Origin of the sequence: Streptomyces sp. NPDC058464 (assembly GCF_042721035.1) — a bacterium.
GTDB lineage: Bacteria > Actinomycetota > Actinomycetes > Streptomycetales > Streptomycetaceae > Streptomyces.
Genome location: NZ_JBHXMA010000071.1, coordinates 12,575 through 38,617 on the forward strand (window position 1 = coordinate 12,575; position 26,043 = coordinate 38,617).

A 26,043-nucleotide genomic window follows, 5' to 3' on the forward strand; every position below is an offset into this window, starting at 1 on the left:
CCAGAATCCTCGGGCTTCAGCCCGAGGTGCAAGTCAATACACCCGCAAGGACATCCCTCCTCTTCCAGTTCGCCGTCGCGGAGACGTTCACCATCTGCGACAACTACTTCTGCTCGGTCTTCGGCCCCATCTGGCCCAACCGCCTGATGTGGATGACCGGGACCATCGATCCCGGCGGCACCCGGGGAGGTCCGATCATCAGCAACGTGGCGCCCACGCCGTACCGCTGGACGACGTACGCCGAGCGTCTCCAGGCCGCCGGAGTCAGCTGGAAGGTGTACCAGGAGGAGGACGACTACGGCACCAACATGCTAGAGCAGTTCGCGACGTTCAGGAACGCACAGCCCGGCTCCGACCTGTACGAGCGGGGCGTACGCCCGCAACCCCACGGCACCTTCGAGGACGACGCCCGCAACGACCGGCTGCCGACGGTGTCGTGGATCTGCCCCACGAGCTACTAGTCGGAGCACCCGGACTACCTGTCGGCCGCAGGGGCGGACTACGTGGCGTCGAAGATCGAGGCGATCGCGTCGAACCCCAAGGTGTGGCCCAAGACCGCCTTCATCCTCAACTATGACGAGAACGACGGCCTGTTCGACCACGTGGCGCCGCCGATCCTGCCCGGAGCCGTCCAGTCCTTCCCGCATCAGAAGAAGGGCCGCCGCCCGCACACCTGAGCGCCCGGGCGCGACGACAGGGCCGAGGGCCGACTCCGCCCGCCGGTGGGAGCAGTCCGGCGGGCGGGGTGTCGGGTACCCGGCGTACTAGGCCTGGGCGGCCGGTTCCAGTGCCTCCACCGCCGCGGCGGCCGCGGACGAGTCCTGGCCGTAGAAGATGTCGATGTCGACCTCCTCGCCGCCCATGGTGAGCGTGTCCCAGGCGCCGCTGAGGACGAGCATGCGCAGGGTGGCGGGCTGCAGGGTGCGCAGCCGTTCCAGGATCGCCTCGTCGTCCGGCATTCCGGGCATCCGGGGAGCCAGGCGGGCGCGGATGGCCTGCATGCGCTCCAGCAGCGTCTTGGTGTCCGCCTCGCGGTCGGGCTCCTCGGGGACCCCGTCGATGCCGTGGCCGATGATGTCCTTGATCGCCCAGGTGACACCCTGGTCGTCGGTGGTGACCATCGCCTTCCACGCCCGGCTCTTGTGCCGGTACTGCAGCATCGACATCGCCGCCTCGTGCCGGAGGAAGTCGGCGTCGCGGAACGACCTTCCGTTCCATGCCCCGTTGAGGGACCGGGCCAGCGAGATGGCCGAGGCGAGGCCGCTGTTGAGACCGCGGCCCGGCCAGAAGTGGATCGCGTTGGCGGCGTCGCCGAGCAGGAAGCCGTACGTGCCCGGCGTGTTGGTCGTGGGCGGCAGCAACTCGGCCGAGAACCGGGGGCGTTGCACCATGTCCAGGCGGAAGCTGGTGACCGCCGACAGGTCGTCGGCCTCGACGCCGAACAGCAGCAGCCCCTCCTGCACCCGCCGCCACAGGGCCGAGCCCCTGACCAGGGCGGGCAGGAACAGGGTGCCGTGCGTCGAGCACTGGAAGTCGCCGTACTCGTCGCGGTCCATCAGGCACGGCCGGGAGGCGATGCACTCCTCGAAGACGCGGCGGACCGGGTCCAGGCCGATCACCTCGTGGGCCTCGGCGTCGGTCAGCCGCATGTTGAGGAAGCCCTCGCCGCGCAGCGAGTTGAGCAGGAACCGGTTCTGGGCGACCGTCATCAGGACCGCCATGGGGTCGGTCAGGCCGGACTTGACGCGCAGGCCGAGGACGACGTCCTGGAGGTGGCGGCCGTCGAGGGAGTAGATCGACTCGTCGGCCTTGCCGAAGCGGGCGGCGAAGTGGTCCCGGGTGCGCGACCGGCCGCCGTCGCAGATCGCGAGCACGTGCTGGGTGGCGAGCGCCTCCTGCTGTTCCGCCGCGTCGAACTTGGCGGGTACGAGGCGTATCCGATCGCGCTTCTCGTTGGCCAGTTCCAGCAGCCGGTCCTCGATGTAGGCGATGCGCATGTTGCGCGGGCTGTGGTCGCCGACCGAGTCCGGCCCTGAGGGCCACATCTCCGTGTAGTGCTCCGGGTCGAAGAGGCGCGCCTGGACCTCCTCCGGCCACGCGAGGTACTGGCGGCTCTGGACGGTCACCACCTGCTGGCGCCGTACGTTGCCCTCGTCCTGGCCCTTCCAGACGACGGTGCGGCCCTGCTTGCGCCACCTGCCGTCGTAGACGGTGATCTTCACCTGGGGCCCGAGGAAGTGCTCCAGGAGCAGGGCCAGGGACAGACCGACGGGGCCGCCGCCGGCGACGGTGACCTGCAGTACGGGCCCCCGTTCGCCCTTCTGCCCGGCGTGTGTGACGGACCGGGGCAGGGAGAGCGCCATCAGCGTCTCCATCGCGTCCGCCACCTCGAAGCGGAACTCCTGATCGCCCAGGCTGATCTCGTCGCCCGGCTGCAGGAGCCGGGACTCCACCTCGTCCCCGTTGACCAGGGTGCCGTTGCTGCTGGCCAGGTCGTGCAGGACGTAGCCCTTGTCCTGGTCGAAGACGATCTCCGCATGGAAGCGGGAGACACTGAGGCTGGAGATGACGACAGTGTTCTCCGAGTTACGTCCGAAGGTGACGCGGGTGTCCAGGATCGGGATGCGCTCTCCCGCCAGCAGACCTTCGAGCCCGACGAGCACCGGTGCCACGGCACTTCCTTCCAGGAGTGGATGACATCAACATCGTTGCGGCACCACCGGACACTGCCACGCACGTCCACGCCGGGCGGCAGTCAACCGGCGGAACAGCAACACGCTTGACATATGGCCGAACCGTGAAATCGATCAGGTGTGACGGCGCCACGGTTCCCCTGGTGGCGTCCGGCTTTTTTCACCAATCGCCCCCAACTGGGAGCCTATACTTGCTCAGCCAAGTATTTCCAGTGGGCGCCATGCTGCGATCTCGTCTCGGCGCGGCGGGAATTCACCGCTTTCGGCCAGTGACCCGCACGGGTGACGTTGCGGACGCGGTCGGGGAGGTCGTTCGCGAGTCCTGGACCGGAACGTGGCGCGGGCCGGGCGGTTGCCGCCCGGCCCCCGTGTCCCGTCCGTCGTGCGATCAGCCGGCGTGGCCGTCGGAGCGCTTGCGGTGCAGGCTGAAGGTCTCGAAGACCGACAGTTCGCCGTTCGGCTTGTTCACGTTGTAGTACGTGACGTGCATCCGGGTGGTGTCACCGGCGTGCCGGCCGGGGTCGACGGTGAAGGCGGCGAAGCCGTAGGGGTGTTCGACGTCCCGGACGCCCACCCACACGGCCTTCTCCTGCACGTAGGTGGAGGTGCGCTTGCCGTTCGACCCGGCGGTCGCCGACACCGCGGTGATCACCTTGCCGGTGCCGTCGTTGAAGAACTTCTGGTTGGTGGTGCCCGAGACACCGCCGCCGCCGAGGATCATGTGCACGGTGCCCAGGTCGGCATCGATGTCGTCGGTGGCCTGGGAGACCGGGTTGGGCGTCAGCGTCTCGCTGCCGTTCACGACGCCGCGCACGGCCAGTGAACGCTCGTAGTTGTGCTCGTGACCGCAGAGCACCAGGTCGACGCCGTACCGGTCGAACAGCGGGCCGTACTTCTCGCGCAGGCCGAGGTCGGCGCCGTTGGCGTCGGAGGAGCTGACCATGACCTGGTGCATGGCCACGACCACCCAGTCGACGTCCTTGGAGGAGCGCGCCGCCTTCAGTTCCTTCTCCAGGAAGGCGAGCTGGCGGCCGCCGGAGTAGCCGCTGATGTAGACGTCGCCGCCGTCCTGGAGGCAATTGTCGTCGTTCTGGAGCACGATCACCCGGACCGAACCGGCCGTGAACGCGTACCACAGGTTGGCGAGTTCGGCGTCGGTCTCGGTGGAGGGCAGCGAGAAGTACGTCTGGAAGGCGCCGAGGCCGAGCGGGCCGTTGGCCTTCTCGATCTCGTGGTTGCCGGCCGCCGGCATCCAGGGGCGGAACCGCGCCGAACGGGTGTTGTTGGTGAAGAAGTTGTTCCAGGTGCGCACCCGGTCGACGTCCAGGTTGGCGTAGCAGAGGTCGCCGTTGAGCAGGTGGAACAGCGGGGCGACCTGCTCGATGCCGGTGACGATGTCCTTGGTCGCCGGCGTGGAGTTGGCGTCCAGGCCGACGGTGCCGTCGGCCGCCCAGGTGACCTGCGGGGCGGACTGGTCGCCGAAGCTGGTGAAGGTGACCGGCCGGCGTCCCTGCGGAGCGGTGCGGAACGTGCCGCTGTCGGGGGTCGCTCCCTCGTGCGTGGCGAGGTACAGGTAGTCCGTGTCCGGGGTGAGCCCCTTGAGCGGGGCGTGGTGGACGTAGACGGTGCGGTTGGAGGTGCCGTCGACGTAGGTGACGGTCTGGGCCTTCTTGCTGGAGCCGAAGCCGTGCTCCAGGGTGCCGTAGCGTACGACGGGCTTGGTCACCGGACGGTCCGTGATCCAGGACACCGTCATCTGGGTGCGGGGGTCCGCCCCGAAGGTCAGGTGCAGGCCCTGGACGGGGGGCGCGCCGGAGGAGTCCGCCGTGAGGTGGAAGGCCGGAGCGTCGAGCGGCGCGGCCTGTGCCGTGCCCGCCCCCAGCAGGCCGGTGGCGGCGGCGCCCGCCCCCGCGGTTCCCAGCAGGCCCAGCGCGTGACGACGGCTGAGTCCCTCCTGGCCCCCCGCCGGTCTGTCCTCTGTCGACTCTGTGTGTGTGGTCATGACGCCCTCCCGACGTGCAGCTGAGCTGACAACGACCGCACCCTTGCCCAGCCCAACTGCCGCCACATGAACACCACATGACCACCCCGCCAGCACACGTCAGGCATCACGCCGACAAGACCGACACATGCCCGTGCCTTTACCGACGGCCGACTCCTGCTTGACCTCCGGGCCGCCGCCGACACCCCGGCGGCGGTGTGCCGGGCGGGGCAGGACCGGCTTGTAGCATGCTGGTCGACCCTGGAGGACATCGATGCGCGCCGGTGACCACGCCGACCCCCTTGACCGGGCGACCAAGGAGTTCATCGCGGCGCGTCCGCAGCTCTTCGGTATCGCCTACCGTGTGATCGGCAGCGCCGCGGAGGCCGAGGACATCGTCCAGGAGGCGTGGGTGCGGTGGCAGAACACCGACCGTGCCGGTGTCCGTGAGCCGGCCGCCTTCCTCGCCACGGTGACCGCCAGGCTGGCGATCAACTTCACGCAGTCGGCACGGGTGCGCCGGGAGTCCTACGTCGGCCCCTGGCTGCCCGAGCCCGTCGACACGAGCGGGGATCCGCAGCTGGGCGCGGAGCGCGCGGAGGCCCTCGACATGGCGGTCCTCTTCCTGCTGGAGAAGCTCAACCCGGTGGAGCGGGCCGCGTACGTGCTGCGGGAGGCGTTCGATTACACCTACCGGCGGATCGCGGACATCGTGGAGACCAGCGAGGCCAATGCCCGCCAGCTGGTGAGCCGGGCCCGCAAGCGGCTGACGGCGGAGCGCAGGGAGCCGGTCGGCTCCGCCGAGCACCGGCGTTTTCTCGAGGTGTTCCTCGCCGCGGCCCAGCACGGCGACCTGCCGGTGCTGGAGGAGGTCCTCACCGAGGACGTGGTCAGCTACGCCGACGGGGGCGGAATCCGCGGGGCGTCGAAGATCCCGGTGGTCGGGCGGCCGCACGTCTCCCGGTACCTCGCCGCCTTCGCCCCGCGCTTCTGGCCGCAGTCGCAGGTGCGCTGGGTGGAGGCCAACGGCAGGCCGGCCGTCCTGGTCTCGGCCTCGGGGAACCCGTTGGCCCTGCTCACCGCCGATGTGTCGGAGCGCGGCATCGAACGCCTCATGTGGGTGATGAACCCCGCGAAGCTGGCTCCCTACGTGGCGTCGCTGGACGGGTGAGGCCGCCGTTCTCCCGGCTTCTCGGGCCGCGTGTCACACACGGGGAGGCTGTCCGGTCTCTTCGAGTGGAAGCACCAGAAAGATCCCGAGAGGAATTCCGTCATGAAGGTCGTAGTGATCGGTGGCACCGGGCTCATCGGCTCGAAGCTGGTCCGCAGGCTCGTCGAGCAGGGGCACGAGGCGGTGGTCGCCTCGCCGAGCACGGGCGTCGACACGCTCACCGGCGAGGGCCTGGCCGAGGTCCTGGCGGGCGCGCCGGTCGTGGTCGACGTGTCCAACTCCCCGTCGTTCGAGGACCAGGCCGTCATGGACTTCTTCCGCACGTCCACGGCCAACGTTCTCGATGCGGAGGCCGAGGCAGGTGTGCGGCACCATGTGGCGCTGTCCGTGGTGGGTACCGACCGGCTCCAGGGGAGCGGGTACTTCCGGGCCAAGCAGGTCCAGGAAGAGCTCATCAAGGCGTCCGGCATCCCCTTCTCCATCGTCCACGCGACCCAGTTCTTCGAGTTCGCGAAGGGGCTCGCCGACGGGCTCACCGAGGGCGACACCGTGCACCTGCCCGCCGGCCGGATCCAGCCCATCGTCTCCGACGACGTGGCCGCGGCCGTGGGGCGCGCCGCGGTCGGCGCCCCGGTGAACGGCGTGGTGGAGGTCGGCGGCCCCGAGGTGTTCGAGCTGGAGGAGTTCGTCCGCATGGGGCTCGCCGCCCAGAACGACTCCCGCAAGATCGTCACGGACCCGCGGGCGACGTACTGGGGTGCCGAACTCCAGGAGGACACGCTCCTGCCGGGCCCGGACGCGCAGCGCGGCGAGGTGGGGTTCGCCGACTGGCTCGCCCGGCAGCAGTAGGCCGCGAAGGGGCCCGGCGCACACGCCGGGCCCCCTGCTGAGCCATAGGCCCTCCGCAACCCCTCCGTACGCCCCCGGCCTACGACGCGCCGACCAGCACCACGGTCACGCACACCGCCATCGCCACGGTGATCAGGAGCATCGCGGTCAGCGTTCCGCGCAGCCAGTGTCCGAAGCGGGCGTGATGCCGCTGTTCCACCGCGCTGACGCTGGCGGCGATGTGCTCGGTCACCATGTGGGCGACATAGGCCTGCTCCTTGAGATACCAGCTCTCGATGTCCGACTTCTGCTCCTGGGTCAGCCCCGGTTCCCGTGCGACGAAGTCCGAGACGCGCCGGCGCGCCGCTCGCAGATGGGCCTGCTGGTACAGGAAGTCCTGGATGTCGGTCAGGCCGCGGGCGGCCTCCTCGCTCGTGTCCATGGTGTGCTCCACAGGTGAGGCGGCGGCTGTCCGGCCGGTCGCTGTGGTGCTCGGGCGCGGTGTACGCGCATCAGCGCCGGGAGGGAGAGCAGCGCGCACGTGCGTATCGAGCCGGGACTGGTCGGGGCCGGCGGTCTCGCGAACGCCGTGGTGAGAGCCGGAGCAAGCGGTTGAAGGACCAGCGTGGCAACTTCCGCACGGGGCCGCAAGAGTGTCGGCACCGCAGCCGATCCGGCGGGCTGTCTCCAAGCCGTGTCCACCCGCCTCCGCGGGCTCTCCGCCAAGCCCGGCGCGACCACCTCAAGGCGGAGAGAATATCTCCGCTTAGGCCCGGACGGAAGCCTCCGGAGGGCCGCACTTCTCCCCTCTTCGCCGACCTTGACAGCCCCTGCGGGCGCTTCCCAGACTACCGACCATTCGGCCGATGACTCATGGCCGTGGTGCGGCTCAGACGGAGATCCCCCACCCCAAGGAACCCGCATGACGAAGAGCAAGGCCCGTTACCGGTTCAGGTCCTCTCCCACCGTCTCGGCGCTGACCGGCGGTTCGGCCGCGCTGGCGCTGGTGGCCGCGGGACAGACGGCCACCGCGACCGCGCAGCCTCACGAGGATCCCCGCCGGGTACCGCATCCGGGTCTCCCTCACGAGCGGGCCGCCGGCCGACTTCCACTACCCCGTCTCCCCCACTCCGCGGCAACTGACCGACCTGGCCGGCGGTGTGTACACGGTCGAGCGGTCGGCGGACGCCGCGTCGTTCGTCAACCTGCCGCTGACGTCCCCCGGCACGGCACACCCGAGCGACAGCTCCTGGGGGCCGGCGTCCTGAGCGGCCGGACCGCGGCCGGGTCCCGTGTCACACGACTGACAAGAAGCCGTCACACGTGGACCGGAATGCGGGTTCGCCCACCCCCGTTCTGACTGGCACGGCAGTTGAAGAGCCTCGCCCGACGAAAGAGGACGCATGACGACTGAGGCCACCACGACGGATTCGCAGGTCTTCACCGAGAGCTGGCTGGACTGGCACCGCGCCCAGGAGGACCGGATCTCCGCCCCGCACGGGTTCCTGGCCATCACCGGTCTGCACTGGCTCGACGACCGGCCGCAGCGCTTCCCCGACGCTCCCGGCGCCTGGCGCACCGGCCCCGACGGGGTCGTCGTCACCCTGGACGAAGGGGAGGAACTGGTCGTCGACGGAACGCCGGTGCGGGGCGAACACCGCTTCGGCGTGCTGGCCGAGCGCAGCGGCGTCGACGCGGTCTGGGGCGACGCCGTCATCGAGGTCGCCAAGCGCGGCGGCAACGACATCGTGCGCCCCCGGCACCCGGACGCCCCGCTGCGCACCGCGTTCACCGGAACGCCCGCCTACGCCCCCGACCCGCGCTGGGCCGTGACGGGCCGGTACGTCCCCTTCGACGAGCCGCGGCCGACCACCGTGGGCGCGGCGGTGGAGGGCCTCGAGCACGTGTACGACGCCCCGGGACGGGTCGAGTTCGAGCTGGAGGGGCGGCAGCTGTCCCTGACCGCGTTCCCGGGACGCGCTCCCGGCGGGCTGACGGTGTTGTTCACCGACGCGACCTCCGGGGTCACCACCTACGCCGCCAACCGCGTCCTGACCGTCGAACCGCCCGCCGCCGACGGCACGGTGGTCCTGGACTTCAACCGCGCCGCGAACCTGCCGTGCGCCTACACGGACCTGGCCACCTGCCCGCTGCCGCCGGCCGGGAACCGGCTGCCGGTGGCGGTCGAGGCCGGTCAGAGGATCCCGCGCGAGCGCGGCGGTTCCTGACCGGGCGGCCGTACCGGGGGGCGGCGGGCCCCGCTTCCCGCCGCCCGGGCGGCAGCCCCTCGGCATGCATGATCCACAGGGCTACGATGTGCCCATGGCCGAGGGTTCCCAGGAGAGCACGTCGAAGGACGGCGAGCGTCCGTTGCGGCGCGACGCCGCCCGCAACCGGGAACGGATCGTGCTGGCGGCGCGGGAGGTCTTCGGCCGCCGGGGTCTGGGAGTGACCCTGGACGACGTGGCCAAGCACGCCGGGGTCGGCGTCGGCACGATGTACCGCCGCTTCCCCACCAAGGAGGCTCTGGTACGGGCCGTGTTCGAGCAGGACCTGGCGATGCGGCAGGAGTCCGCGGAGCAGGCCCTCGCCCATCCCGATCCGTGGCAGGGGCTCGTCGACTTCCTCATGACGATGACGGCCGATCTCGCCGAGAACCGCGGCCTGCACGAGGTCATCGTGCTGGGGAGCCACAGTTCCGAGCCCTTCGAGACGGCCCGCGGGGGCCTGCTCCCCTACCTGGAGGCGCTGATCCGGCGGGCCCAGGACAGCGGGCAGCTGCGGCCGGAGGTGACCGCCTCCGACATCCCCGTCATCCAGCAGATGCTCGGCGCCGCCGCCCAGTTCACCCAGGGCCGGCGGCCCGACATCTGGCGCCGGTACATCGAGATCGTCCTGAACGGCCTCCGGCAACGCCCGGACGACCTTCCGCTGACGACGCCCAGCCTCAGCAACGAGCTGGTGGAACAGGTGATGGGCCTGGTGCGGCCGGCGCCACCGCAGGACTAGGCGCGGGAGGAGCCGCGGGCCTGCCACAGGTCGCGGAGCAGGGCGATCTCCGCCATGTGGTGGATGAACTCGAGGTTGGTGCCCCACAGTACGTCGACGAAGGGATCGTCGGGATCGGACCCGTACGGGTACTGGGAGAAGCCGACGGTGTCGAGCTGCTCGTCGGTGACCTCGGCGACGCTGTCGCGCCAGCGGTCCACGTCCGCCCAGAACCGGTCGAGGGCCAGGGCGGCGCTCGGGGTGAAGTCGACCATCTGCCTCGGGTCCCGGCGGCGTGCGCCGAAAGTCCACTCCCGCCCGCCCGCGAAGCCCGAGTGCAGATGCCCCAGCCGCCACGCGATCGTCGTCACCGCGGTCCGGTCGGGCTCCGGCGGGCCCGTGTGGTCGAGGATCTGCTCGACCCGTTCGACGCTCACGCTCCAGTCGTCGGCGATCTTGGCGACGGTCATGCCGGCGGCGGCCTGCCGGGCGACCTCGGCGTACTCGCCGGCCGGGATGTCCGGGGCGCCCAGGTCGAGCACCCAGTCACCGGGACCGTACGCCCGGGGTGTCGTCGCCTCCGCCCGGCGCCGGATCGACCAGGAGCCGGGGACCGGCTCCCACAGGTACTCCTCGTCGCCGAGCCCGGTGAGTCGCACCTGGGCCCGCTCCCTGGTGATGTCGAACTGGTCCAGCAGCAGGCCCAGTCGTCCGGTCCCCATGCCTGGCTCCCTTCGCGGGCAGCCGTCCGGCTGCGTCCCGCGGAGGTTAACGGCCCGCACGCGCGCGGCGCGACGGATTTGCGTCCCTTCGCGGCACGGCGCGCCGGGGCCGGTCAGCTGTCGTAGTCGACCGTCAGCGACTCGGAGACCGGGTACGACTGGCAGGTCAGGACGTAGCCGGCGTCCACCTCGGCGGGTTCCAGGGCGTAGTTGCGGCGCATGTCGGCCTCGCCGTCCGTGATGCGGGCCCGGCAGGTTCCGCAGACGCCTCCCTTGCAGGCGAACGGGAGGTCCGGGCGGACGCGGGCGGCGGAGTCGAGGATGGTGCGCCCGCGCGGGAGCCGTGCGGTGGTGGAGCGGCCGTCCAGGATGACGGTGACCTCGCTGGCCGGACCGGTCGCCACCGCCTCCTCGTGGCGGACGGGCTCGATCGGCTCGTCGGCGAAGAAGAGTTCCTGGTGGATCCGGTCGGCGGGCACGCTCAGTTCCGCGAGCACCTTCTGCGCGTCGAGGACCATGCCGTGCGGGCCGCACAGCCACCAGTGGTCGGCGCCCTCGACGTCGACCAGGCCGTCGACGAGCGCGCCGAGGCGGTCGCCGTCCAGGCGGCCGGAGAGGAGCTCGGCCTCGCGGGGTTCGCGGGAGAGGACATGGGCGAGGTGGAAGCGGGTGCGGTACTCGTCCTTCAGGTCGGCCAGCTCGTCGGCGAACATCACGGTGTCGGTGCGCCGGTTGCCGTAGAACAGCGTCACCTTCGAGCGGTCGTCGGCGGCCAGGACCGACTCGGCGATGGACATCATGGGGGTGATGCCCGAGCCGGCCGCGATGAGCACGTGGTGGCCGGGGACCGTGAGGTCGGGGGTGAAGGCTCCGGTGGGCGCCATCACCTCGACGGTGTCGCCCGGGCGTACCTCGTGGACCAGCCAGGAGGAGAAGAGTCCGCCGGGCACCTCGCGGACGCCGATGCGGGGCGCGGTGCCGGCCGGCGAGCAGATCGAGTAGGAGCGCCGCTCGTCGCGTCCGTCGACCTCGCGGCGGAGGGTGAGCGACTGGCCGGGGCCGAAGACGAACTCCTCCGCGAGGGCGGCGGGGATGTCGAAGGTGACCGCCACCGCGTCCTCACACAGGGGCTGGACGGCGGCGACGCGCAGGGGATGGAAGGCAGGGCGGCGCCGGCGGGCTGTCGTCGCGGGGGCACCGGCGGTCGGTGCCGTCAGCTCTGCCATCAGATCTCCTTGACGTACTCGAACGGCTCCTGGCAGCTGAGGCAGCGCCACAGCGCCTTGCAGGAGGTGGCCGCGAACCGGGAGGTCTCCTCGGTGGCGGCCGATCCGCAGCGGGGACACGCAACCGTGCGCCGGGTCGGCGACAGGTCCAGCGGGACGGGCCCCGCGGGTCGCCGGGGCGCGGTGTTGGGCGGTGCGATGCCGTGGTCGGCGAGTTTGCGGCGACCCTCGGGGGTGATCCAGTCGCTGGTCCACGGCGGGTCGAGGACCGTGCGGATCTGCACGCGGCCGAAGCCGGCGTCCCGCAGGCGGGCGGCGACCCCGGCGCGCATCTCGGCCATGGCGGGGCAGCCCGAGTAGGTCGGGGTGAGGTCGGCGACCACCGTGCCGTCCGGCTCGACGCTGACGTCCCGCAGCACGCCGAGGTCGGCGAGGGTGAGCATGGGAAGTTCCGGGTCGGGCACCTGTTCGGCGATGTGCCGGGCCCGCCGGGCGTCGGTCAGGACGGTCACCATGTCGCCTCCGGGTGGGCGCGGGCCACGCTCTGCAACTCGGAGAGGAGTGGGACGAGATGGTCGGTGTGCTCGCCTTCGCGACCCTGGCCGGGCAGCGCCGGGACGGCCGGCACGGGGAGTCCGGCCGCGTCGAGGACCTGGTGGAGATCCGCCAGCACCGCGTCGCGCACGTCCTGCGCGGCGAAGAGTTCCTCCCAGTACGGGGCCTGCGCCTCCAGGGCCGTCAGCATCCGCGCGTGCGACTCCTCGGTGCCGTCGCCGAGGCGTACGACCCACTCGGCGGCGTACTGCCGGTGGTAGGTGAGCTCCTTGACACCCTTGGCGGCGATCGCCGCGAGCACCGGGTCGGGCGCGGCGGCCAGTTCGGTGAAGTGGGCGAGCCGCCAGCTGGCGAACACCAGGAGCCGCAGCACGGAGAAGGCGAAGTCGCCGTTGGGGAGTTCGACGAGGCGTACGTTGCGGAAGTCGGCGGCGTCCCGGAAGTAGGCGTAGGCGTCCTCCGTGCGGCCGGTGCCGTCGGTCTGGCCGGCGCGGGAGTAGAGCAGGCGGGCCTGGCCGAGCAGGTCGAGGCCGATGTTGGCCAGCGCGACCTCCTCCTCCAGTTCGGGGGCGCGGGTGACCCATTCGGCGAGCCGCTGGGCCAGGACCAGGGCGTCGTCGCCGAGCGCCAGGCAACCGGCGGCCAGTGCGGCGGCGTCGATGCCCTCGGGGACGGCGGTGTCGACGCCGTGCAGCGGATCCTCGAAGCCGGTGCCGAACGCCCAGCGCGCGTCGCTGTCGTCGTGCCCCTCGGCCAGGCTCAGGTAGACGTGGTCGTCGCTCATCACCGGCTCCTAGATGTGCGGGACATCGTCGGGGATGTCGTAGAAGGTCGGGTGCCGGTAGACCTTGTCGGCGCTGGGGGCGAAGAAGGGGTCCTTCTCGTCCCGGGTGGAGGCGGCGATGTGCTCGGAGCGCACGGCCCAGATGCTGACGCCCTCGTTGCGCCGGGTGTACAGGTCACGGGCGTGCGTGAGGGCCATCTCGTCGTCGGCCGCGTGCAGCGAGCCGACGTGGACGTGGTTGAGGCCGCGCTTGCCGCGGATGAAGATCTCGTACAGGGGCCAGTTCTCGGAGTCGCTCATGCCACTGCCTCCTCGCGGGCGCGGGCGGCCTGCTTGGCGGCGTGGGCACTGGCGGCCGCACGCACCCAGGCACCTTCCTCGTGGGCGGCCCGCCGGCGCTCCATCCGCTCCGCGTTGCACGGGCCGTTGCCGCTGATGACTTCCTTCAGCTCGGAGAAGTCGGGGGTGCCGAAGTCGTGGTGGCCGCGCTCCTCGTTCCAGCGCAGCTCGGGGTCGGGCAGGGTCACGCCGAGCTTGGCGGCCTGCGGCACGGTCATGTCGACGAAGCGACGGCGCAGTTCGTCGTTGCTGTGCCGCTTGATCTTCCAGGCCATCGACTGGGCGGAGTTGGGCGAGTCGTCGTCGGGCGGGCCGAACATCATCAGGGAGGGCCACCACCAGCGGTCCACGGCGTCCTGCACCATCTCCCGCTGGGCGTCGGTGCCGCGCATCATGGTCATCAGCAGTTCGTAGCCCTGCCGCTGGTGGAAGGACTCCTCCTTGCAGATCCGCACCATCGCCCGCGCGTAGGGGCCGTAGGAGCTGCGGCACAGCGGCACCTGGTTGCAGATGGCCGCGCCGTCGACGAACCAGCCGATGACACCGACGTCCGCGTAGCTGAGCGTCGGGTAGTTGAAGATCGACGAGTACTTCTGGCGGCCTTCGAGCAGGCGCTGGGTGAGGTCCGCGCGGTCGATGCCCAGGGTCTCGGCGGCCGAGTACAGGTACAGGCCGTGGCCGGCCTCGTCCTGGACCTTGGCGAACAGGATCGCCTTGCGGCGCAGCGAGGGCGCCCGGGTGATCCACTCGCCCTCCGGCTGCATGCCGATGATCTCCGAGTGCGCGTGCTGGGCGATCTGCCGGATCAGCGTCCTGCGGTAGCCGTCCGGCATCCAGTCGCGCGGCTCGATCCGCTGGTCACGCGAGATCGTCGCCTCGAAACGGGACTCCAGATCGTGCTCGGCGTCCCGTCCGGCCGCTTCTGTCATCTCCACCAACTCCCAACCGACCATTCGTTCGGTTCATCATAAGGTGCGCCCTCCCCGGTCTGGCAAGGGTCTGCGCCGATCAGTGCGCCGAGCGGCACGGCTGCCGGGTACCCCGGGGAGGCACCGCGGCCCGCCACGGTCACCATGCGTAGAAGCCCTGACCCGTCTTGTGTCCGAGTTCGCCGCGGGCCACCTTGTCGCGCAGCAGCTGCGGCGGGGCGAAGCGGTCGCCGAGGGTCGCGTGCAGGTACTCGGCGATGGCGAGCCGTACGTCGAGTCCGACCAGGTCGGTCAGGCGCAGTGGGCCCATGGGGTGTTTGTAGCCGAGCCGCATGGCGTCGTCGATGGCCTCGGGTGCGGCGACGCCCTCCTCGACCATGCGGATCGCCTCCAGCCCCAGGGCCAGCCCGAGCCGGCTGCTGGCGAAGCCGGGCGAGTCCCTCACCACCACGTCCTGCTTGCCCAGCGCCCTGGTCCACTCCAGGGCGGCCTCGACGGTGTGCGGGGCGGTGCCGGGGGCGACGACGATCTCGACGAGGGCGGAGGCGGGCACCGGGTTGAAGAAGTGCATCCCGAGGAAACGGTCCGGGCGCCGGAGCACGGCGGCCAGGTCGGTCACCGACAGGGAGCTGGTGTTGGTGGCCAGCACGGTGGTGTCGCCCACGGCGTCCTCGGCGGCCTTCAGGAGGCGGGCCTTGAGCGCCGCGTCCTCGGGGACGGCCTCCACGACCAGCTCGGTCTCCGGTGGCAGGTCCGCCACCGTGGGTACGGCGGTCACCCGGCCGGCCACCTGTTCCGCGGCCTCGGCCAGATGGCCCCGCTCCGCGGCCCGCCGCAGACTCCCGCCGATCCGGTCCAGCGCCGCCGCAGCGGCCTCCGCCCCGCTCTCCACGACGGTGACGGCCGCGCCTGCGGTGGCGAAGGACTGGGCGATCCCCGCGCCCATGCGGCCGCCGCCGACGACGGCGACCGTCCTGGGTGCCGATGTCATGCGCGGCTCCTCCTGTTCTCCGCGTTCTTCTCCAGGAAGCGCGTCATGCGCTCCCTCTTGTCCTGCCCCTCGAAGAGCACCGCCTGTGCCAGGTCGTCCGCGACGGGGTGGGCGCCGGGCGAGTCGACGACGAGCTTCGTCAGCCGCAGGGCCGTGGCCGAGGACCGTGCCATCCGGTCGAGCAGCGCGTGGGCCGCCGTCAGCAGTTCCTCGGCGGGGACGACGTCGATGACCAGGCCCGCAGCGAGCGCGGCCGGCGCGTCGAGATTGCGGCCGGCGAGCAGGATCTGCTTGGCCACCGACTCGCCGACCAGTTCCGGCAGCCGCCAGCAGGCGCCGGCCGCCGCGAGGATGCCGAGACCGGGCTCGGGATTGCCGAAGACGGCACGGGGACCGGCGATCCGCAGGTCGCAGGCGTACGCCAGCTCGGCCCCGCCGCCCAGGGCCCAGCCCTCGACGGCGGCCAGGGTGGGCATGGGCAGCCGCCGGACGCGTTCGAACAGGCGGCTGTTGATGCCCTGCAGCGCCTGGTCCCGGCCGCGCTCCAGCAGTTCGGCGATGTCGGCGCCGCCCGCGAAGACCCCGCCGTGGCCGGTCAGGAGCAGCAGCTTGGGATCCCGCTCCAACCGCTCGCAGACCTGGTGCAGTTCGCTGATCATCCGGCCGCTGATGGCGTTGCGGGCCTCGGGCCGGTGCAGGGTGACGACGACCCGGTCGGCACGCTCCGCCACCAGCAGGGTCTCGTACGACATGGTCACACCCGCTCCACGAGAAGCGCGACGCCCTGGCCCACGCCGACGCAGAGCGTGGCCAGGCCGCGGCGGCCGTTCTCCCGTTCGAGGCGGCCCAGGAGGGTGAGCAGGATGCGGGCGCCGGAGCAGCCGAGCGGATGGCCGAGGGCGATGGCCCCGCCGTCCGCGTTGACCTTGTCCTCGTCGAGCTTGAGGCGGCGGATCACCGCCAGCGCCTGGACGGCGAAGGCCTCGTTGAGCTCCACGGCGTCCAGGTCGCCGGTCTGCCAGCCGGCGCGGGCCAGGGCCTTCTCGGTGGCGGGGACCGGGCCGAGACCCATGAGGTGGGGCTGGACACCGGCGGAGGCCGAGGCGACGATCCGGGCCCGCGGGGTGAGGCCGTACCGCTCGACAGCCTCGGCACTCGCGACCACCAGGGCGGCCGCACCGTCGGACAGCGGCGAGGACGAGCCCGCCGTGACGACACCGTCCGCGCGGAAGACGGTACGCAGGGAGCCCAGCTTCTCCAGGGTGGTGGAGGGACGGGGGCCCTCGTCCCGGGTGACCTCGCCGTCGCGCACCGGGACGGGCACGATCTCGCGGTCGAAGCGGCCCGCCTCCTGGGCGGCCACGGCCCGCTGGTGGCTGCGCAGCGCGAAGGCGTCGGAGTCGGCACGGGTGATGCCGTCGAGGGCGGCGACCTCCTCCGCGGTCTCGCCCATGGAGAGCGTGACCCTGACCGCCTCGGGGCCGGCATCCTCGGGCACGGCGCGGTCGGCAGCGGTGAAGCGCGGGTTGGTGAACCGCCAGCCGAGTGCCGTGTCGTGGACCTGCCCGGGTTTGGCCCATGGGGTGCCGGGCTTCTCCATCACCCAGGGCGCCCGGGTCATGGACTCCACTCCCCCGGCGACCACGAGGTCCGCCTCGCCTGCGCGGATCGTCTGGGCGGCCGAGGCGACGGCGGTGAGGCCCGAGGCGCACAGGCGGTTGACGGTGTAGCCGGGCACGGTGTGCGGCAGTCCGGCGAGCAGCACCGCCATCCTGGCCACGTCCCGGTTGTCCTCGCCCGCCTGGTTGGCTGCTCCCAGGACGACCTCGTCCACGGCCTCACCGGGGACACCGGAGCGCCGGACGGCCTCGCCGACGACCAGAGCGGCCAGGTCGTCGGGCCGTACGGCGGCCAGGGCGCCGCCGTAGCGGCCCTGCGGGGTGCGGGCCCCGTCGATCAGGTAGACGTCGGGCATCGGGCGGTCTCCTCGGCTTCGGGGTGCACGGTCCGCCGCGGCCGCGGGGCGGCGCGGCGGCCGGTGGCGAAGGGGGGTCGGACGGGGTGACACGGGCACGTCCGCGGCCCGCTTTCCCACCTCTTGACATGCAGGTGTGTTGCTGGATTACTTGACCACGCCGCACGCTAACCGAATGTTCGGTCGGTTCACAAGGTGGTGGAAATGACGACCCAGGTACCCGGGACGACACCTGGCCCCGTCGAGACGATGTTCGCCGCGGACGAGGCGTCCAGGCGGCTGGGGATCGAGTTGCTGGAGCACGGCGAGGGGACGGCCGTGCTGCGGATGACCGTGACCGCCTCGCAGGTCAACGGAGACCGGATCGCCCACGGCGGGCATGTCTTCCTGCTCGCCGACACGGCCTTCGCCTGTGCCTGCAACAGCCACGGGCCGGTGACCGTCGCCGCCGGAGCCGACATCGACTTCGTCGCGCCCGCCTACGAGGGCGACGTGCTGGTCGCCACCGCGCGGGAGCGCGTCCGGTTCGGCCGCAGCGGTGTCTACGACGTGAGTGTCGTGCGCGGCGACGAGGTGATCGCGGAGTTCCGCGGCCGCAGTCGCACGCTCCGCACGCAGAATGAGGAGCCGCGATGAGCAGCGAAGTGACCGTGTCCGAGCCCAGGGGCACCCGCCGGGGAGAGCCGCTCCCCGAGGCACTGCTGGACGAGGCCGAGCGGATGTCCCGCGAGGAGGTCCGGGCGCTCCAGCTCACCAGGCTGCGCACGACGCTGCGGCACGCGTACGACAACGTGGAGCTGTACCGCAAGAAGTTCGACGCGGCCGGCGTGCGCCCGGACGACTGCCACACCCTCGCGGACCTCGCCCGCTTCCCCTTCACGACCAAGGCGGACCTGCGGGACACCTACCCCTTCGGCATGTTCGCCGTGCCGATGTCCGAGGTGCGGCGCGTGCACGCCTCCAGCGGCACCACCGGCCGGCCCACCGTGGTCGGTTACACGGAGAACGACCTGTCGATGTGGGCGGACGTCGTCGCCCGTTCCATCCGGGCCGCCGGCGGCCGCCCGGGGCACAAGGTCCATGTCTCCTACGGCTACGGCCTGTTCACCGGCGGCCTGGGCGCCCACTACGGCGCCGAACGCGCCGGCTGCACGGTGATCCCCGCCTCCGGCGGCATGACCGCGCGCCAGGTGCAGATCATCCAGGACTTCCGGCCCGAGATCATCATGGTCACGCCCTCCTACATGCTGACCCTGCTCGACGAGTTCGAGCGCCAGGGCGTCGATCCGCGCTCCACCTCCCTGAAGGTCGGCATCTTCGGCGCCGAACCGTGGACGGAGGAGATGCGCCGCGAGATCGAGGAGCGCCTGGACATCCACGCGGTCGACATATACGGCCTGTCCGAGGTCATCGGCCCCGGGGTCGCGCAGGAGTGCGTGGAGACCAAGGACGGGCTGCACGTCTGGGAGGACCACTTCTACCCGGAGGTCGTGGACCCGCTGGGCGACGAGGTGCTGGCCGAGGGCGAGAGCGGCGAGCTGGTCTTCACCTCGCTGACGAAGGAGGCCCTGCCGATCATCCGGTACCGCACCAGGGACCTGACCCGGCTGCTGCCGGGCACGGCACGTCCCGGGTTCCGCCGGATCGAGAAGATCACCGGCCGCAGCGACGACATGATCATCCTGCGGGGCGTGAACGTCTTCCCCAGCCAGGTGGAGGAGATCGTGCTGCGGACGCCGGGAGTGGCCCCGCACTTCCAGATCCAGATCAGCCGACGCGGGCGGATGGACCACATGACGGTCCGGGTGGAGGCGCGGCCCGACGCCGGCCCCGCCGACCGTGAGGCCGCCGTCCGGACCATCGCCCAGGGCGTCAAGGACGGCGTCGGGGTCTCCGTGGAGGTCGCCGTCGTCGAACCGGAGACGCTGGAGCGCTCGGTCGGCAAGATCCGCCGGGTGAAGGACCTGCGCAAGTCCTAATGCGCTGGCGGGCTGACGCCCGGGCTGCCTACCGTCCTCCCCATGCCCGAACTCCAGTTGCTCCGCCCGGATCACGCCCCGGCAGTGCTCGCCTTCGAGTTGGAGAACCGCGCCTATTTCGCGGCGGCCATCCCTGACCGCGGCGACGAGTACTTCGCCCGGTTCGACGAGCGGCACCGGTCGCTGCTGGCCGAGCAGGAGGCCGGTATCTGCTACTTCCATGTGCTGGTCGACCCGGCCGGCGAGGTGCTGGGGCGGGTCAATCTGATCGACGTCGAGGACGGCGCCGCCGACCTGGGGTACCGGATCGCGGAGCGGGCCGCCGGGCGGGGCCTCGCCACCTGGGGTGTACGGGAGGTGTGCCGACGCGCCGTCGACACCTACGGACTCACCACCCTGCGGGCCGCCGCCGCCCTCCGCAACGCGGCGTCGCGGGCGGTCCTGGCCCGGACCGGGTTCACGGTGACCGGTGAGACACGGCTGAACGGTCGGCCGGCGCTGACGTATGTGCGGCGTCTTCAGCCGTAGGCGTGCGCACGGGAGCCTTGAGTGCCTCGCCTCCTTCACCCGCGATGCGCCGACTTTCGTCTGCAGCGCCGTCGTGGCTGGTCGCGCAGTTCCCCGCGCCCCTTTCGGAGCGCTGTCGAGCCGCCTGCTTCACGGCGGCCGGGGTGTGTCCTAGGGGCACCCCGGCCGCCGTGGAGTCGGTCAGCCGTTGACCGGCCTGCCGCGGCCCCAGGCCCAGGCGAGGCGGTCGGCGCCGGACTGGTTGGTGGTGGCCAGCCAGGGGCGGGACGCGTCGCCGATCAGCTTCTGGATGGAGTACGTGTCGTCGGTGCGCAGGCCCGGCCAGTACACCGAGCCCATGCCGAGCTTGCGGAACGTGTCGGTGTCGGCCTGGATGAAGTTGACGGAGTTGTCGTCGGGAGCGGGCTTGTCGTAGTCGAGGCCCGTGGTCATGGGGGCGCCGAACTCGTCGGCGACCGTGCGGTTGGCGCAGTCGCCGAGCCGCTCCTTGAGGTCGGCCACCCACTGGTCGTAGGTCGCGTAGCTCTTCCAGAAGCCGTAGTGGTGGAGGGAGAGGTAGGTGCCCTTCAGGCGCGGGTCGGCGCAGACGGTGGTGACGTGGTCGTTGTAGCCGGCGCCGCTGACGAAGACGCGGTCGTGCGGCACGGACGGGTAGGTCGCCAGCCACTTCGCGGCGAGGTCGGCCCATTCGGCGTCGGTGTAGCCGTGCGGCTCGTTCATCGGCTCGAAGTAGACGTGCGGGTCGTGCCGGTAGGCCTTCACTACGGTGTCCCACATGGGCCAGTAGGTGGCCTCGTCGTCGATGAAGCCGTCCTTGTTGGCGCCGGTGCCCTCCCAGTAGGAGACGATCACCTTGAATCCCTGCGCGGAGGCCGCGTCGATGACCCCGCGGTACGACTTCCAGTAGGAGCCGTTCACCGTGTACGGGTTGATGGGCAGCCGTACGGTGTTGGCGCCGAGGTTGGCGCGGAAGGCCGCGATCACCCGGGTCGCCTTGGCGTAGGTCTGGGCGTAGCTGTCGGAGAGCGACAGGCCGGACAGGACCACGGGGTCGTCGGCGTAGTTGTCGCGCGGGTCGGCCCAGTTGACGCCCTTGAACTGACTGGTGCCGTGGCCCGGTACGGCGGCGGAGGCCGAGGCGGGGCCGCCGGTGAGGGTGGTGGCGCCGACCGCGGCGACCGCGACCGCCGCGAGGGCGGCTCGGGTGCGGGGGGTGATCCGGGTGCTGGCGGGGGTCTTGCGCATCAACGTGCCCTTTCGGAAGACGGCGGCTCGACGCACGGGCTGGCGGCCCGACCGCGTGTTTACGTAAACATCGACGCGGCATGTTCACGTGAACATCGCCTCGGCGACCGTGCCGACGGGATCTCCGTCGGGGCTGGTCACGCGGCGATGTTTACGTAAACTCGAAAGCGTCGGAATCGTGGCATCCGCCCCAGCGGCCGTCAAGGTTTCCCGCTCCGTAACATCCGGTGTGCGAAGGAGACTTGAGGGGTGAGGCGATGGACCTGAACGGGCCGGAGCAGCAGGTCGCACCGGCCGCGGGCGGTGCGCGGCGCGGCGCGGCGGGGGTGCCCGGCGGGCGCCGCAAGCAGCGGGTCTCCATGGCGGACGTCGCCCAACTCGCCGGTGTCTCCTCGCAGACGGTCTCGCGGGTCTCCAACGGGCATCCCGGGGTGATCGCTTCCACCCGGGAGCAGGTGCTGGCCGCGATGCGGGAGCTCGGCTACCGGCCCAACAGCGCGGCGCGCGCGCTGCGTTACGGCCGGTTCCACACCATCGGCGTGATCCTGTTCAGCCTGTCCTCCACGGGCAGCAGCCGCACCGTGGAGGCGATCGCCACGCATGCCGCCGCCGAGGGGTACGCGATCACCCTCATCCCCATCGACGTGGCCACGCAGGACAACGTGCTGGGCGCCTTCACGCGGATGGGCGAGCTGGCGGTGGACGCCGTCATCGTCATCATGGAGATCCATCTGCTCGACTCGGCCACCGTGCAACTGCCGCCCGGTGTCCATGTGGTGGTCGTGGACTCGGACGCCGGGGACCGCTACGGCGTGGTCGACACCGACCAGGCCGACGGCGCGCGCCGGGCCGTACGGCACCTGCTGGACCTGGGGCACCGGACGGTGTGGCACGTGGCGGGCCCCGAGTCCTCGTACGCGGCCCAGCGCCGTGCCCAGGCCTGGCGGGCGGAGCTGGCGGAGGCGGGGTGTCCGGTTCCGGCGCCCCGGCGCGGCGACTGGTCGGCCGAGTCCGGTTACGCGGCCGGGCTGGCGCTCGCCGAAGAGGCGGACTGCACCGCCGTGTTCGCGGCCAACGACCAGATGGCCCTGGGCCTGCTGCGGGCCTTCCACGAACGGGGCCGGTCCGTCCCGGCGGACATCAGTGTGGTGGGCTTCGACGACACCCCGGACGCGGCGTTCTTCATCCCGCCCCTCACCACCGTGCACCAGGACTTCGCGGAGGTCGGCCGCCGCTGTGTGGAGGGCGTCCTGCGCCGGATCCGCACCGGCGACGACTCCCGGCCCGGCACCGACCTCGTCCCGGCCCGCCTGGTGATCAGGGACAGCACGGCCCCGCCGCGCACGACGTGACGGCGCTCAGGACGTCGTGGAGGGCCGAGCCGGCCGGCGGCGGGTCGGCCCAGCGGGCGGCGATGTGGCCGTCGGGGCGGACGAGGACCGCGCCGCCGTGCGGGCTCAGGCCGTAGGCCTCGGCGGGTTCGCCGGGCAGCGGTTCGACGCGCAACGGCCATGGCCCGGTGGCCTGTTGCCGCCAGCGGCCGGGGTCCGGGGTGAGCACGGTGAACCACTCGCCGCACGCGTCGAGGGTGGAGCGGCCGGGGGTGAGCCAGTGGTGGGGCATGCGGTGGCCCGGCGCCGCGGTGGGCACGTACTCGGTGCCGGCGGCCTCGGCCGGGGCGCCGTCATGCCCGAGGACGGCGGCGGAGTCGTACGCCGTGCCGAGCACCAGGCCGAGCTGTGCGAAGTACCGCTCCGACCAGGGCAGTTCGACCTGCGCCGACGAGCCGCTGCGGAGCTGCTCCTTGCGCAGGTCCTGCACCTGGAGCAGGAGGTGGGTGTTGGCGACCGCCTGGCGGAGGGTCTCGTGGGCCACCGGCCGCCGTTCGGTCTCGTACGTCCCCAACAGGGCGGGTTCCGCCCAGCCCTGGAGCACGCCGGCCAGTTTCCAGGACAGGTTGTGCGCGTCCGCGACGCCGGCGTTCATGCCGAGGCCGCCGATCGGCGGGACGGCGTGCGCGGCGTCGCCGGCCAGCAGCACCCGGCCCCGGCCGAAGCGCTCGGCGACGTACGCGGTCATCGACCAGTGCTGGACCCGCACCACGTCGGCCTGCACATCGGCGCCGGGGCCGAGCGCGTGCGAGACGCGGCCGGACCAGTCGGTCTGCCCGTTGCCGTCGGGCGTGGCGCCGAACCAGGCCCAGCCGCCCTCCGGGTAGAGCGGGGTGAAGGTGCCGAACGCGGTGAAGTAGACCCCGGCGGGCTGGTCCGCGCACCAGCGGGTCAGGTCGGCGTCGAACACGACGGTGGTGTAGTCGCCGAGCGCTCCGGGGCCGGTGGTGGCGATGCCCAGCCGCTCGCGGGCGGTGGAGTTCGCGCCGTCGGCGGCGACCACGTACCGGGCCCGGACGCGGGTCCGCGCGCCGTCCGCGCCGTCGGCGAGCACGGCGAGGACGCCCTCCGCGTCCTCTTCCAGGTCGACGAGCTCGGTCCCGAACCGCACCTCTCCCCCGGCGGCGGCGAGCAGGGTGGGCTCCAGCCGGTCCTGCGAGGTGACCACGCCGACGACCGGGCTCTCGGCGACCGGGGCGCGCACCCCGACCATCGCGGCGGTGGCGAAGTCGGGGTCGTACAGGGTGTCCCGGAAGCGCACCCGGCCGTACTCGGGTGCGAACGCGTCCGCCGCCACCCCGGCGGCGATCCCGAGCTGCCGGAAGATCTCCATGGACCGCACGTTGACCAGGCGGGACCGGGGAAACGGGGACAGCTCCCGGTGCTTCTCGACCAGCAGGGCCGGCACACCCCAGCGCGCCAGCAGCGCCCGCGCGGTGAGCCCGACCGGTCCCCCGCCGACGATCAGTACCGGCACCTCTGCGTCCGCTCCAGACATGGCTCCATCATCCGGTGCCGGCGGCCGGCCGCAATCGTCCCCCGCGGGCCGCCACCCGAACGGGTGCCGAGGCCGGTGGGCGGTGCGCGCCGGGCCCGGGGCCGGTGCTCGTACCCTGTTCGATGTGCCTCCCGTCCGCCTGCATCGCGTCGCCGTCCTTGTGCTGGAGGGGGCGAAGCCCCTCGACGTCGGTATCCCGGCGCAGGTGTTCACGACCCGGGCGAGCATGCCGTACGAGGTGCGGGTGTGCGGCGCGGCGCCCGGTCTGGTCGCCGGCGGTGACGGGCTGTCGTACCACGTCGCCCACGGCCTCGACGCGCTGGAGTGGGCGGAGATCGTGTTCGTGCCCGGGTACCGGTTCCCGGACCGGGAGGATCCGCCGCCGGCGGTCGTGGCCGCCCTGCTCGCCGCGCACGAGCGGGGCGCCCGGCTGGCCGCCATCTCGACCGGGGCCTTCGCGCTGGCCGCGACCGGGCTGCTCGACGGCCGGCGCGCCACCACCCACTGGCACTACACGCGGGCCCTCGCGGAGCGGCATCCGCTGGTCGAGGTCGACGAGAACGTGCTGTTCGTCGACGAGGGCAGCGTGCTCACGTCGGCCGGCGCGGCCTCGGGAATCGACCTGTGCCTGCACATCCTGCGCGGCGACCTGGGCGTGGCCGCCTCCAACCACGCGGCGCGGCGGCTGGTGGCGGCCCCCTACCGCAGCGGCGGTCAGGCGCAGTACGTGCCGCGCAGTGTGCCCGAGCCGCTCGGTGAGCGGTTCGCCGCGACCCGCGAGTGGGCGCTGCACCGGCTCGGCGAGCCGCTCACTCTGGACGCGCTCGCCCGGCACGCGGGGGTGTCGGCGCGGACCTTCTCGCGGCGGTTCGTGGAGGACACCGGTTACACGCCGATGCAGTGGGTGATGCGCGCCCGGATCGACCTGGCCCGGGAGCTCCTGGAACGGTCGGAACGGAGCGTCGAGCAGATCGCCGACGACGTCGGCCTCGGCACCGGGGCGAACCTGCGGCTGCACTTCCAGCGGATTCTCGGCACGACACCGAGCGACTACCGGCGCACCTTCACCAAGGGCGAGTAGGGCCGCCCGGGTGAGGCCGGCGGGATCCTGGCGGGATCCTTTCGAACCGTGGCGTTCTCGCCGCTGTCACGGGCGGGCGCGGGCCGCGAACCTGGTGGCGTAGCGAAGGGACACACCACTCATGACTCGTATCGCCGTCAACGGATTCGGCCGCATCGGACGCAATGTGCTGCGGGCCCTGCTGGAGCGGGACAGCAGCCTGGAGATCGTCGCCGTCAACGACCTCACGGAGCCGGCCGCCCTCGCGCGGCTCCTCGCCTTCGACTCGACGGCCGGCCGCCTCGGGCGCCCGGTGAGCGTCGACGGGGACACCCTCGTCGTCGACGGGCGGCGCATCAAGGTGCTCGCCGAGCGCGAGCCGGCGCAGCTGCCGTGGGCCGACCTCGGCGTGGACATCGTGCTGGAGTCGACCGGCCGCTTCACCTCGGCGAAGGCCGCCCGCGCGCACCTCGACGCCGGTGCCCGCAAGGTGCTGGTCAGCGCGCCGTCGGACGGCGCGGACGTGACGCTGGCGTACGGCGTGAACACCGCCGCCTACGACGCGGAGCTGCACACGATCGTCTCCAACGCCTCGTGCACGACCAACGCGCTCGCGCCGCTGGCCGCCGTCCTCGACGAACTCGCCGGTATCGAGCACGGGTTCATGACCACGGTGCACGCCTACACGCAGGAGCAGAACCTGCAGGACGGCCCGCACCGCGACCCCCGGCGCGCCCGTGCCGCCGGGGTCAACATCGTGCCGACCACGACGGGCGCCGCCAAGGCGATCGGCCTGGTGCTGCCGAACCTCGACGGCAAGCTGTCGGGCGACTCGATCCGGGTGCCGGTCCCGGTGGGCTCGATCGTGGAGCTCAACACGACCGTGTCCCGTGACGTGACCCGCGAGGACGTGCTGGCCGCGTACCGTGCGGCGGCCGAGGGTCCGCTCGCGGGTGTCCTGGAGTACTCGGACGACCCTCTGGTGTCGTCGGACATCACCGGCAACCCGGCCTCGTCGGTCTTCGACTCGGCCCTGACCCGCGTCGACGGCCGCCACGTCAAGGTGGTCGCCTGGTACGACAACGAGTGGGGCTTCTCGAACCGGGTGATCGACACGCTCGAACTGCTCGCACGCTAAGGGGTGTTGGACCGGCGGGGAC

At 71.9% G+C, this 26,043-nt stretch carries 24 protein-coding genes and 1 pseudogene; 11 read left to right on the forward strand and 14 right to left on the reverse strand.

All coding sequences use genetic code 11. The features are described from left to right. Positions 1 to 47: 47 nt before the first annotated feature. A pseudogene (locus tag ACFWPQ_RS48650) lies at positions 48 to 623 on the forward strand (phospholipase C); the annotation flags it as partial. Between the two features lie 141 nt (positions 624 to 764). Here ACFWPQ_RS48650 and ACFWPQ_RS48655 read toward each other — a convergent pair. After that, a complete protein-coding gene (locus tag ACFWPQ_RS48655; RefSeq protein ID WP_384050782.1) occupies positions 765 to 2,672 on the reverse strand; it encodes an FHA domain-containing protein in 1,908 nt (635 codons plus the stop codon). 409 nt (positions 2,673 to 3,081) lie between these two features. After that, positions 3,082 to 4,695, reverse strand: a complete 1,614-nt coding sequence (locus ACFWPQ_RS48660) for a purple acid phosphatase family protein (protein WP_384050785.1) — start codon at positions 4,693 to 4,695, stop codon at positions 3,082 to 3,084. Between the two features lie 253 nt (positions 4,696 to 4,948). On the opposite strand from ACFWPQ_RS48660, the gene ACFWPQ_RS48665 reads away from it, so the two are divergent. Both ACFWPQ_RS48665 and ACFWPQ_RS48670 read left to right on the forward strand, forming a co-directional pair. After that, complete coding sequence (locus ACFWPQ_RS48665) at positions 4,949 to 5,845, forward strand: RNA polymerase sigma-70 factor (RefSeq protein WP_384050788.1); 897 nt, start codon at positions 4,949 to 4,951, stop codon at positions 5,843 to 5,845. Positions 5,846 to 5,947: 102 nt separating this feature from the next. Continuing rightward, positions 5,948 to 6,694: an SDR family oxidoreductase gene (locus ACFWPQ_RS48670; RefSeq protein ID WP_384050791.1), complete on the forward strand. Its 747-nt coding sequence runs from the start codon at positions 5,948 to 5,950 to the stop codon at positions 6,692 to 6,694. A 79-nt stretch (positions 6,695 to 6,773) separates the two neighbouring features. Here the strand turns inward: ACFWPQ_RS48670 and ACFWPQ_RS48675 are convergent, their stop codons facing one another. Further along, positions 6,774 to 7,115 carry a hypothetical protein gene (locus ACFWPQ_RS48675; protein ID WP_384050794.1) on the reverse strand — a complete coding sequence of 114 codons (342 nt, stop codon included), beginning with the start codon at positions 7,113 to 7,115 and terminating at the stop codon, positions 6,774 to 6,776. Positions 7,116 to 8,076: 961 nt separating this feature from the next. Here ACFWPQ_RS48675 and ACFWPQ_RS48680 point away from each other — a divergent pair. Beyond that, positions 8,077 to 8,901: a DUF1684 domain-containing protein gene (locus ACFWPQ_RS48680; protein ID WP_384050797.1), complete on the forward strand. Its 825-nt coding sequence runs from the start codon at positions 8,077 to 8,079 to the stop codon at positions 8,899 to 8,901. 94 nt (positions 8,902 to 8,995) lie between these two features. Next, on the forward strand, positions 8,996 to 9,682 hold the full coding sequence (locus tag ACFWPQ_RS48685) for a TetR/AcrR family transcriptional regulator (protein ID WP_384050799.1): 687 nt from the start codon (positions 8,996 to 8,998) through the stop codon (positions 9,680 to 9,682). On the opposite strand, the gene ACFWPQ_RS48690 is transcribed toward ACFWPQ_RS48685, so the two are convergent. From ACFWPQ_RS48690 to ACFWPQ_RS48730, 9 genes are all read right to left on the reverse strand, one after another. Continuing rightward, positions 9,679 to 10,383, reverse strand: coding sequence for a DinB family protein (locus tag ACFWPQ_RS48690; protein ID WP_384050802.1), 705 nt, complete (start codon positions 10,381 to 10,383; stop codon positions 9,679 to 9,681). The two genes, ACFWPQ_RS48685 and ACFWPQ_RS48690, sit on opposite strands and share 4 nt — an antisense overlap. Positions 10,384 to 10,496: 113 nt before the next feature. Then, the gene (paaE, locus tag ACFWPQ_RS48695; protein ID WP_384050805.1) at positions 10,497 to 11,609 is read right to left on the reverse strand and encodes a 1,2-phenylacetyl-CoA epoxidase subunit PaaE; all 1,113 of its coding nucleotides are present in this window, start codon (positions 11,607 to 11,609) and stop codon (positions 10,497 to 10,499) included. Continuing rightward, positions 11,609 to 12,124, reverse strand: a complete 516-nt coding sequence (paaD, locus tag ACFWPQ_RS48700; RefSeq protein ID WP_384050808.1) for a 1,2-phenylacetyl-CoA epoxidase subunit PaaD — start codon at positions 12,122 to 12,124, stop codon at positions 11,609 to 11,611. Before paaD ends, paaE begins: the two co-directional genes overlap by 1 nt. Further along, positions 12,118 to 12,948, reverse strand: a complete 831-nt coding sequence (gene paaC / locus ACFWPQ_RS48705; RefSeq protein WP_384050811.1) for a 1,2-phenylacetyl-CoA epoxidase subunit PaaC — start codon at positions 12,946 to 12,948, stop codon at positions 12,118 to 12,120. The genes paaD and paaC overlap by 7 nt, the downstream gene beginning before the upstream one ends. A gap of 9 nt (positions 12,949 to 12,957) precedes the next feature. Beyond that, positions 12,958 to 13,248, reverse strand: coding sequence for a 1,2-phenylacetyl-CoA epoxidase subunit PaaB (paaB, locus tag ACFWPQ_RS48710; protein ID WP_361300588.1), 291 nt, complete (start codon positions 13,246 to 13,248; stop codon positions 12,958 to 12,960). Then, a complete protein-coding gene (paaA, locus tag ACFWPQ_RS48715; RefSeq protein ID WP_384050814.1) occupies positions 13,245 to 14,216 on the reverse strand; it encodes a 1,2-phenylacetyl-CoA epoxidase subunit PaaA in 972 nt (323 codons plus the stop codon). Before paaA ends, paaB begins: the two co-directional genes overlap by 4 nt. A gap of 139 nt (positions 14,217 to 14,355) precedes the next feature. Then, positions 14,356 to 15,207 carry a 3-hydroxyacyl-CoA dehydrogenase family protein gene (locus tag ACFWPQ_RS48720; RefSeq protein ID WP_384050817.1) on the reverse strand — a complete coding sequence of 284 codons (852 nt, stop codon included), beginning with the start codon at positions 15,205 to 15,207 and terminating at the stop codon, positions 14,356 to 14,358. Beyond that, positions 15,204 to 15,959 carry an enoyl-CoA hydratase/isomerase family protein gene (locus tag ACFWPQ_RS48725; protein ID WP_384050820.1) on the reverse strand — a complete coding sequence of 252 codons (756 nt, stop codon included), beginning with the start codon at positions 15,957 to 15,959 and terminating at the stop codon, positions 15,204 to 15,206. Before ACFWPQ_RS48725 ends, ACFWPQ_RS48720 begins: the two co-directional genes overlap by 4 nt. Positions 15,960 to 15,961: 2 nt before the next feature. Then, positions 15,962 to 17,182, reverse strand: coding sequence for a thiolase family protein (locus ACFWPQ_RS48730; protein WP_384050823.1), 1,221 nt, complete (start codon positions 17,180 to 17,182; stop codon positions 15,962 to 15,964). Between the two features lie 204 nt (positions 17,183 to 17,386). On the opposite strand from ACFWPQ_RS48730, the gene paaI reads away from it, so the two are divergent. The 3 genes from paaI to ACFWPQ_RS48745 are packed head-to-tail and all read left to right on the forward strand — an operon-like array spanning position 17,387 to position 19,689. Beyond that, complete coding sequence (paaI, locus tag ACFWPQ_RS48735) at positions 17,387 to 17,818, forward strand: hydroxyphenylacetyl-CoA thioesterase PaaI (RefSeq protein ID WP_384050826.1); 432 nt, start codon at positions 17,387 to 17,389, stop codon at positions 17,816 to 17,818. Further along, a complete protein-coding gene (gene paaK / locus ACFWPQ_RS48740; protein WP_384050829.1) occupies positions 17,815 to 19,161 on the forward strand; it encodes a phenylacetate--CoA ligase PaaK in 1,347 nt (448 codons plus the stop codon). The genes paaI and paaK overlap by 4 nt, the downstream gene beginning before the upstream one ends. A gap of 42 nt (positions 19,162 to 19,203) precedes the next feature. Then, on the forward strand, positions 19,204 to 19,689 hold the full coding sequence (locus ACFWPQ_RS48745; RefSeq protein ID WP_384050832.1) for a GNAT family N-acetyltransferase: 486 nt from the start codon (positions 19,204 to 19,206) through the stop codon (positions 19,687 to 19,689). Between the two features lie 180 nt (positions 19,690 to 19,869). On the opposite strand, the gene ACFWPQ_RS48750 is transcribed toward ACFWPQ_RS48745, so the two are convergent. Beyond that, positions 19,870 to 20,934: a glycoside hydrolase family 5 protein gene (locus ACFWPQ_RS48750; protein WP_384050835.1), complete on the reverse strand. Its 1,065-nt coding sequence runs from the start codon at positions 20,932 to 20,934 to the stop codon at positions 19,870 to 19,872. A 257-nt stretch (positions 20,935 to 21,191) separates the two neighbouring features. On the opposite strand from ACFWPQ_RS48750, the gene ACFWPQ_RS48755 reads away from it, so the two are divergent. Continuing rightward, on the forward strand, positions 21,192 to 22,286 hold the full coding sequence (locus tag ACFWPQ_RS48755; RefSeq protein WP_384050838.1) for a LacI family DNA-binding transcriptional regulator: 1,095 nt from the start codon (positions 21,192 to 21,194) through the stop codon (positions 22,284 to 22,286). Here the strand turns inward: ACFWPQ_RS48755 and ACFWPQ_RS48760 are convergent. Then, on the reverse strand, positions 22,252 to 23,823 hold the full coding sequence (locus ACFWPQ_RS48760) for an FAD-dependent monooxygenase (protein WP_384050841.1): 1,572 nt from the start codon (positions 23,821 to 23,823) through the stop codon (positions 22,252 to 22,254). The genes ACFWPQ_RS48755 and ACFWPQ_RS48760 overlap by 35 nt on opposite strands. A gap of 124 nt (positions 23,824 to 23,947) precedes the next feature. Here ACFWPQ_RS48760 and ACFWPQ_RS48765 point away from each other — a divergent pair, with 124 nt between their 5' ends. Then, entirely contained in the window at positions 23,948 to 24,904 is a 957-nt protein-coding gene (locus tag ACFWPQ_RS48765) for a GlxA family transcriptional regulator (protein ID WP_384050844.1), read from the forward strand. Between the two features lie 121 nt (positions 24,905 to 25,025). Further along, positions 25,026 to 26,021 (forward strand): type I glyceraldehyde-3-phosphate dehydrogenase, encoded by a 996-nt coding sequence (gene gap, locus ACFWPQ_RS48770; protein WP_384050846.1) that lies wholly within the window; start codon positions 25,026 to 25,028, stop codon positions 26,019 to 26,021. The last annotated feature ends 22 nt before the right edge of the window (positions 26,022 to 26,043 follow it).

Excerpts from the sequence above, each read along its gene's own strand:
- paaB (WP_361300588.1), bottom strand. The coding sequence starts at position 13,248 with ATGAGCGACTCCGAGAACTGGCCCCTGTACGAGATCTTCATCCGCGGC.
- ACFWPQ_RS48670 (WP_384050791.1), top strand. The coding sequence starts at position 5,948 with ATGAAGGTCGTAGTGATCGGTGGCACCGGGCTCATCGGCTCGAAGCTG.
- paaE (WP_384050805.1), bottom strand. The coding sequence starts at position 11,609 with ATGGCAGAGCTGACGGCACCGACCGCCGGTGCCCCCGCGACGACAGCC.
- ACFWPQ_RS48745 (WP_384050832.1), top strand. The coding sequence starts at position 19,204 with ATGCCCGAACTCCAGTTGCTCCGCCCGGATCACGCCCCGGCAGTGCTC.
- ACFWPQ_RS48665 (WP_384050788.1), top strand. The coding sequence starts at position 4,949 with ATGCGCGCCGGTGACCACGCCGACCCCCTTGACCGGGCGACCAAGGAG.
- ACFWPQ_RS48730 (WP_384050823.1), bottom strand. The coding sequence starts at position 17,182 with ATGCCCGACGTCTACCTGATCGACGGGGCCCGCACCCCGCAGGGCCGC.
- paaC (WP_384050811.1), bottom strand. The coding sequence starts at position 12,948 with ATGAGCGACGACCACGTCTACCTGAGCCTGGCCGAGGGGCACGACGAC.
- paaI (WP_384050826.1), top strand. The coding sequence starts at position 17,387 with ATGACGACCCAGGTACCCGGGACGACACCTGGCCCCGTCGAGACGATG.
- ACFWPQ_RS48680 (WP_384050797.1), top strand. The coding sequence starts at position 8,077 with ATGACGACTGAGGCCACCACGACGGATTCGCAGGTCTTCACCGAGAGC.
- ACFWPQ_RS48675 (WP_384050794.1), bottom strand. The coding sequence starts at position 7,115 with ATGGACACGAGCGAGGAGGCCGCCCGCGGCCTGACCGACATCCAGGAC.
- paaK (WP_384050829.1), top strand. The coding sequence starts at position 17,815 with ATGAGCAGCGAAGTGACCGTGTCCGAGCCCAGGGGCACCCGCCGGGGA.
- ACFWPQ_RS48660 (WP_384050785.1), bottom strand. The coding sequence starts at position 4,695 with ATGACCACACACACAGAGTCGACAGAGGACAGACCGGCGGGGGGCCAG.
- ACFWPQ_RS48725 (WP_384050820.1), bottom strand. The coding sequence starts at position 15,959 with ATGTCGTACGAGACCCTGCTGGTGGCGGAGCGTGCCGACCGGGTCGTC.
- ACFWPQ_RS48685 (WP_384050799.1), top strand. The coding sequence starts at position 8,996 with ATGGCCGAGGGTTCCCAGGAGAGCACGTCGAAGGACGGCGAGCGTCCG.
- gap (WP_384050846.1), top strand. The coding sequence starts at position 25,026 with ATGACTCGTATCGCCGTCAACGGATTCGGCCGCATCGGACGCAATGTG.
- ACFWPQ_RS48760 (WP_384050841.1), bottom strand. The coding sequence starts at position 23,823 with ATGTCTGGAGCGGACGCAGAGGTGCCGGTACTGATCGTCGGCGGGGGA.
- paaA (WP_384050814.1), bottom strand. The coding sequence starts at position 14,216 with ATGACAGAAGCGGCCGGACGGGACGCCGAGCACGATCTGGAGTCCCGT.
- ACFWPQ_RS48755 (WP_384050838.1), top strand. The coding sequence starts at position 21,192 with ATGGACCTGAACGGGCCGGAGCAGCAGGTCGCACCGGCCGCGGGCGGT.
- ACFWPQ_RS48720 (WP_384050817.1), bottom strand. The coding sequence starts at position 15,207 with ATGACATCGGCACCCAGGACGGTCGCCGTCGTCGGCGGCGGCCGCATG.
- ACFWPQ_RS48690 (WP_384050802.1), bottom strand. The coding sequence starts at position 10,383 with ATGGGGACCGGACGACTGGGCCTGCTGCTGGACCAGTTCGACATCACC.
- ACFWPQ_RS48750 (WP_384050835.1), bottom strand. The coding sequence starts at position 20,934 with ATGCGCAAGACCCCCGCCAGCACCCGGATCACCCCCCGCACCCGAGCC.
- paaD (WP_384050808.1), bottom strand. The coding sequence starts at position 12,124 with ATGGTGACCGTCCTGACCGACGCCCGGCGGGCCCGGCACATCGCCGAA.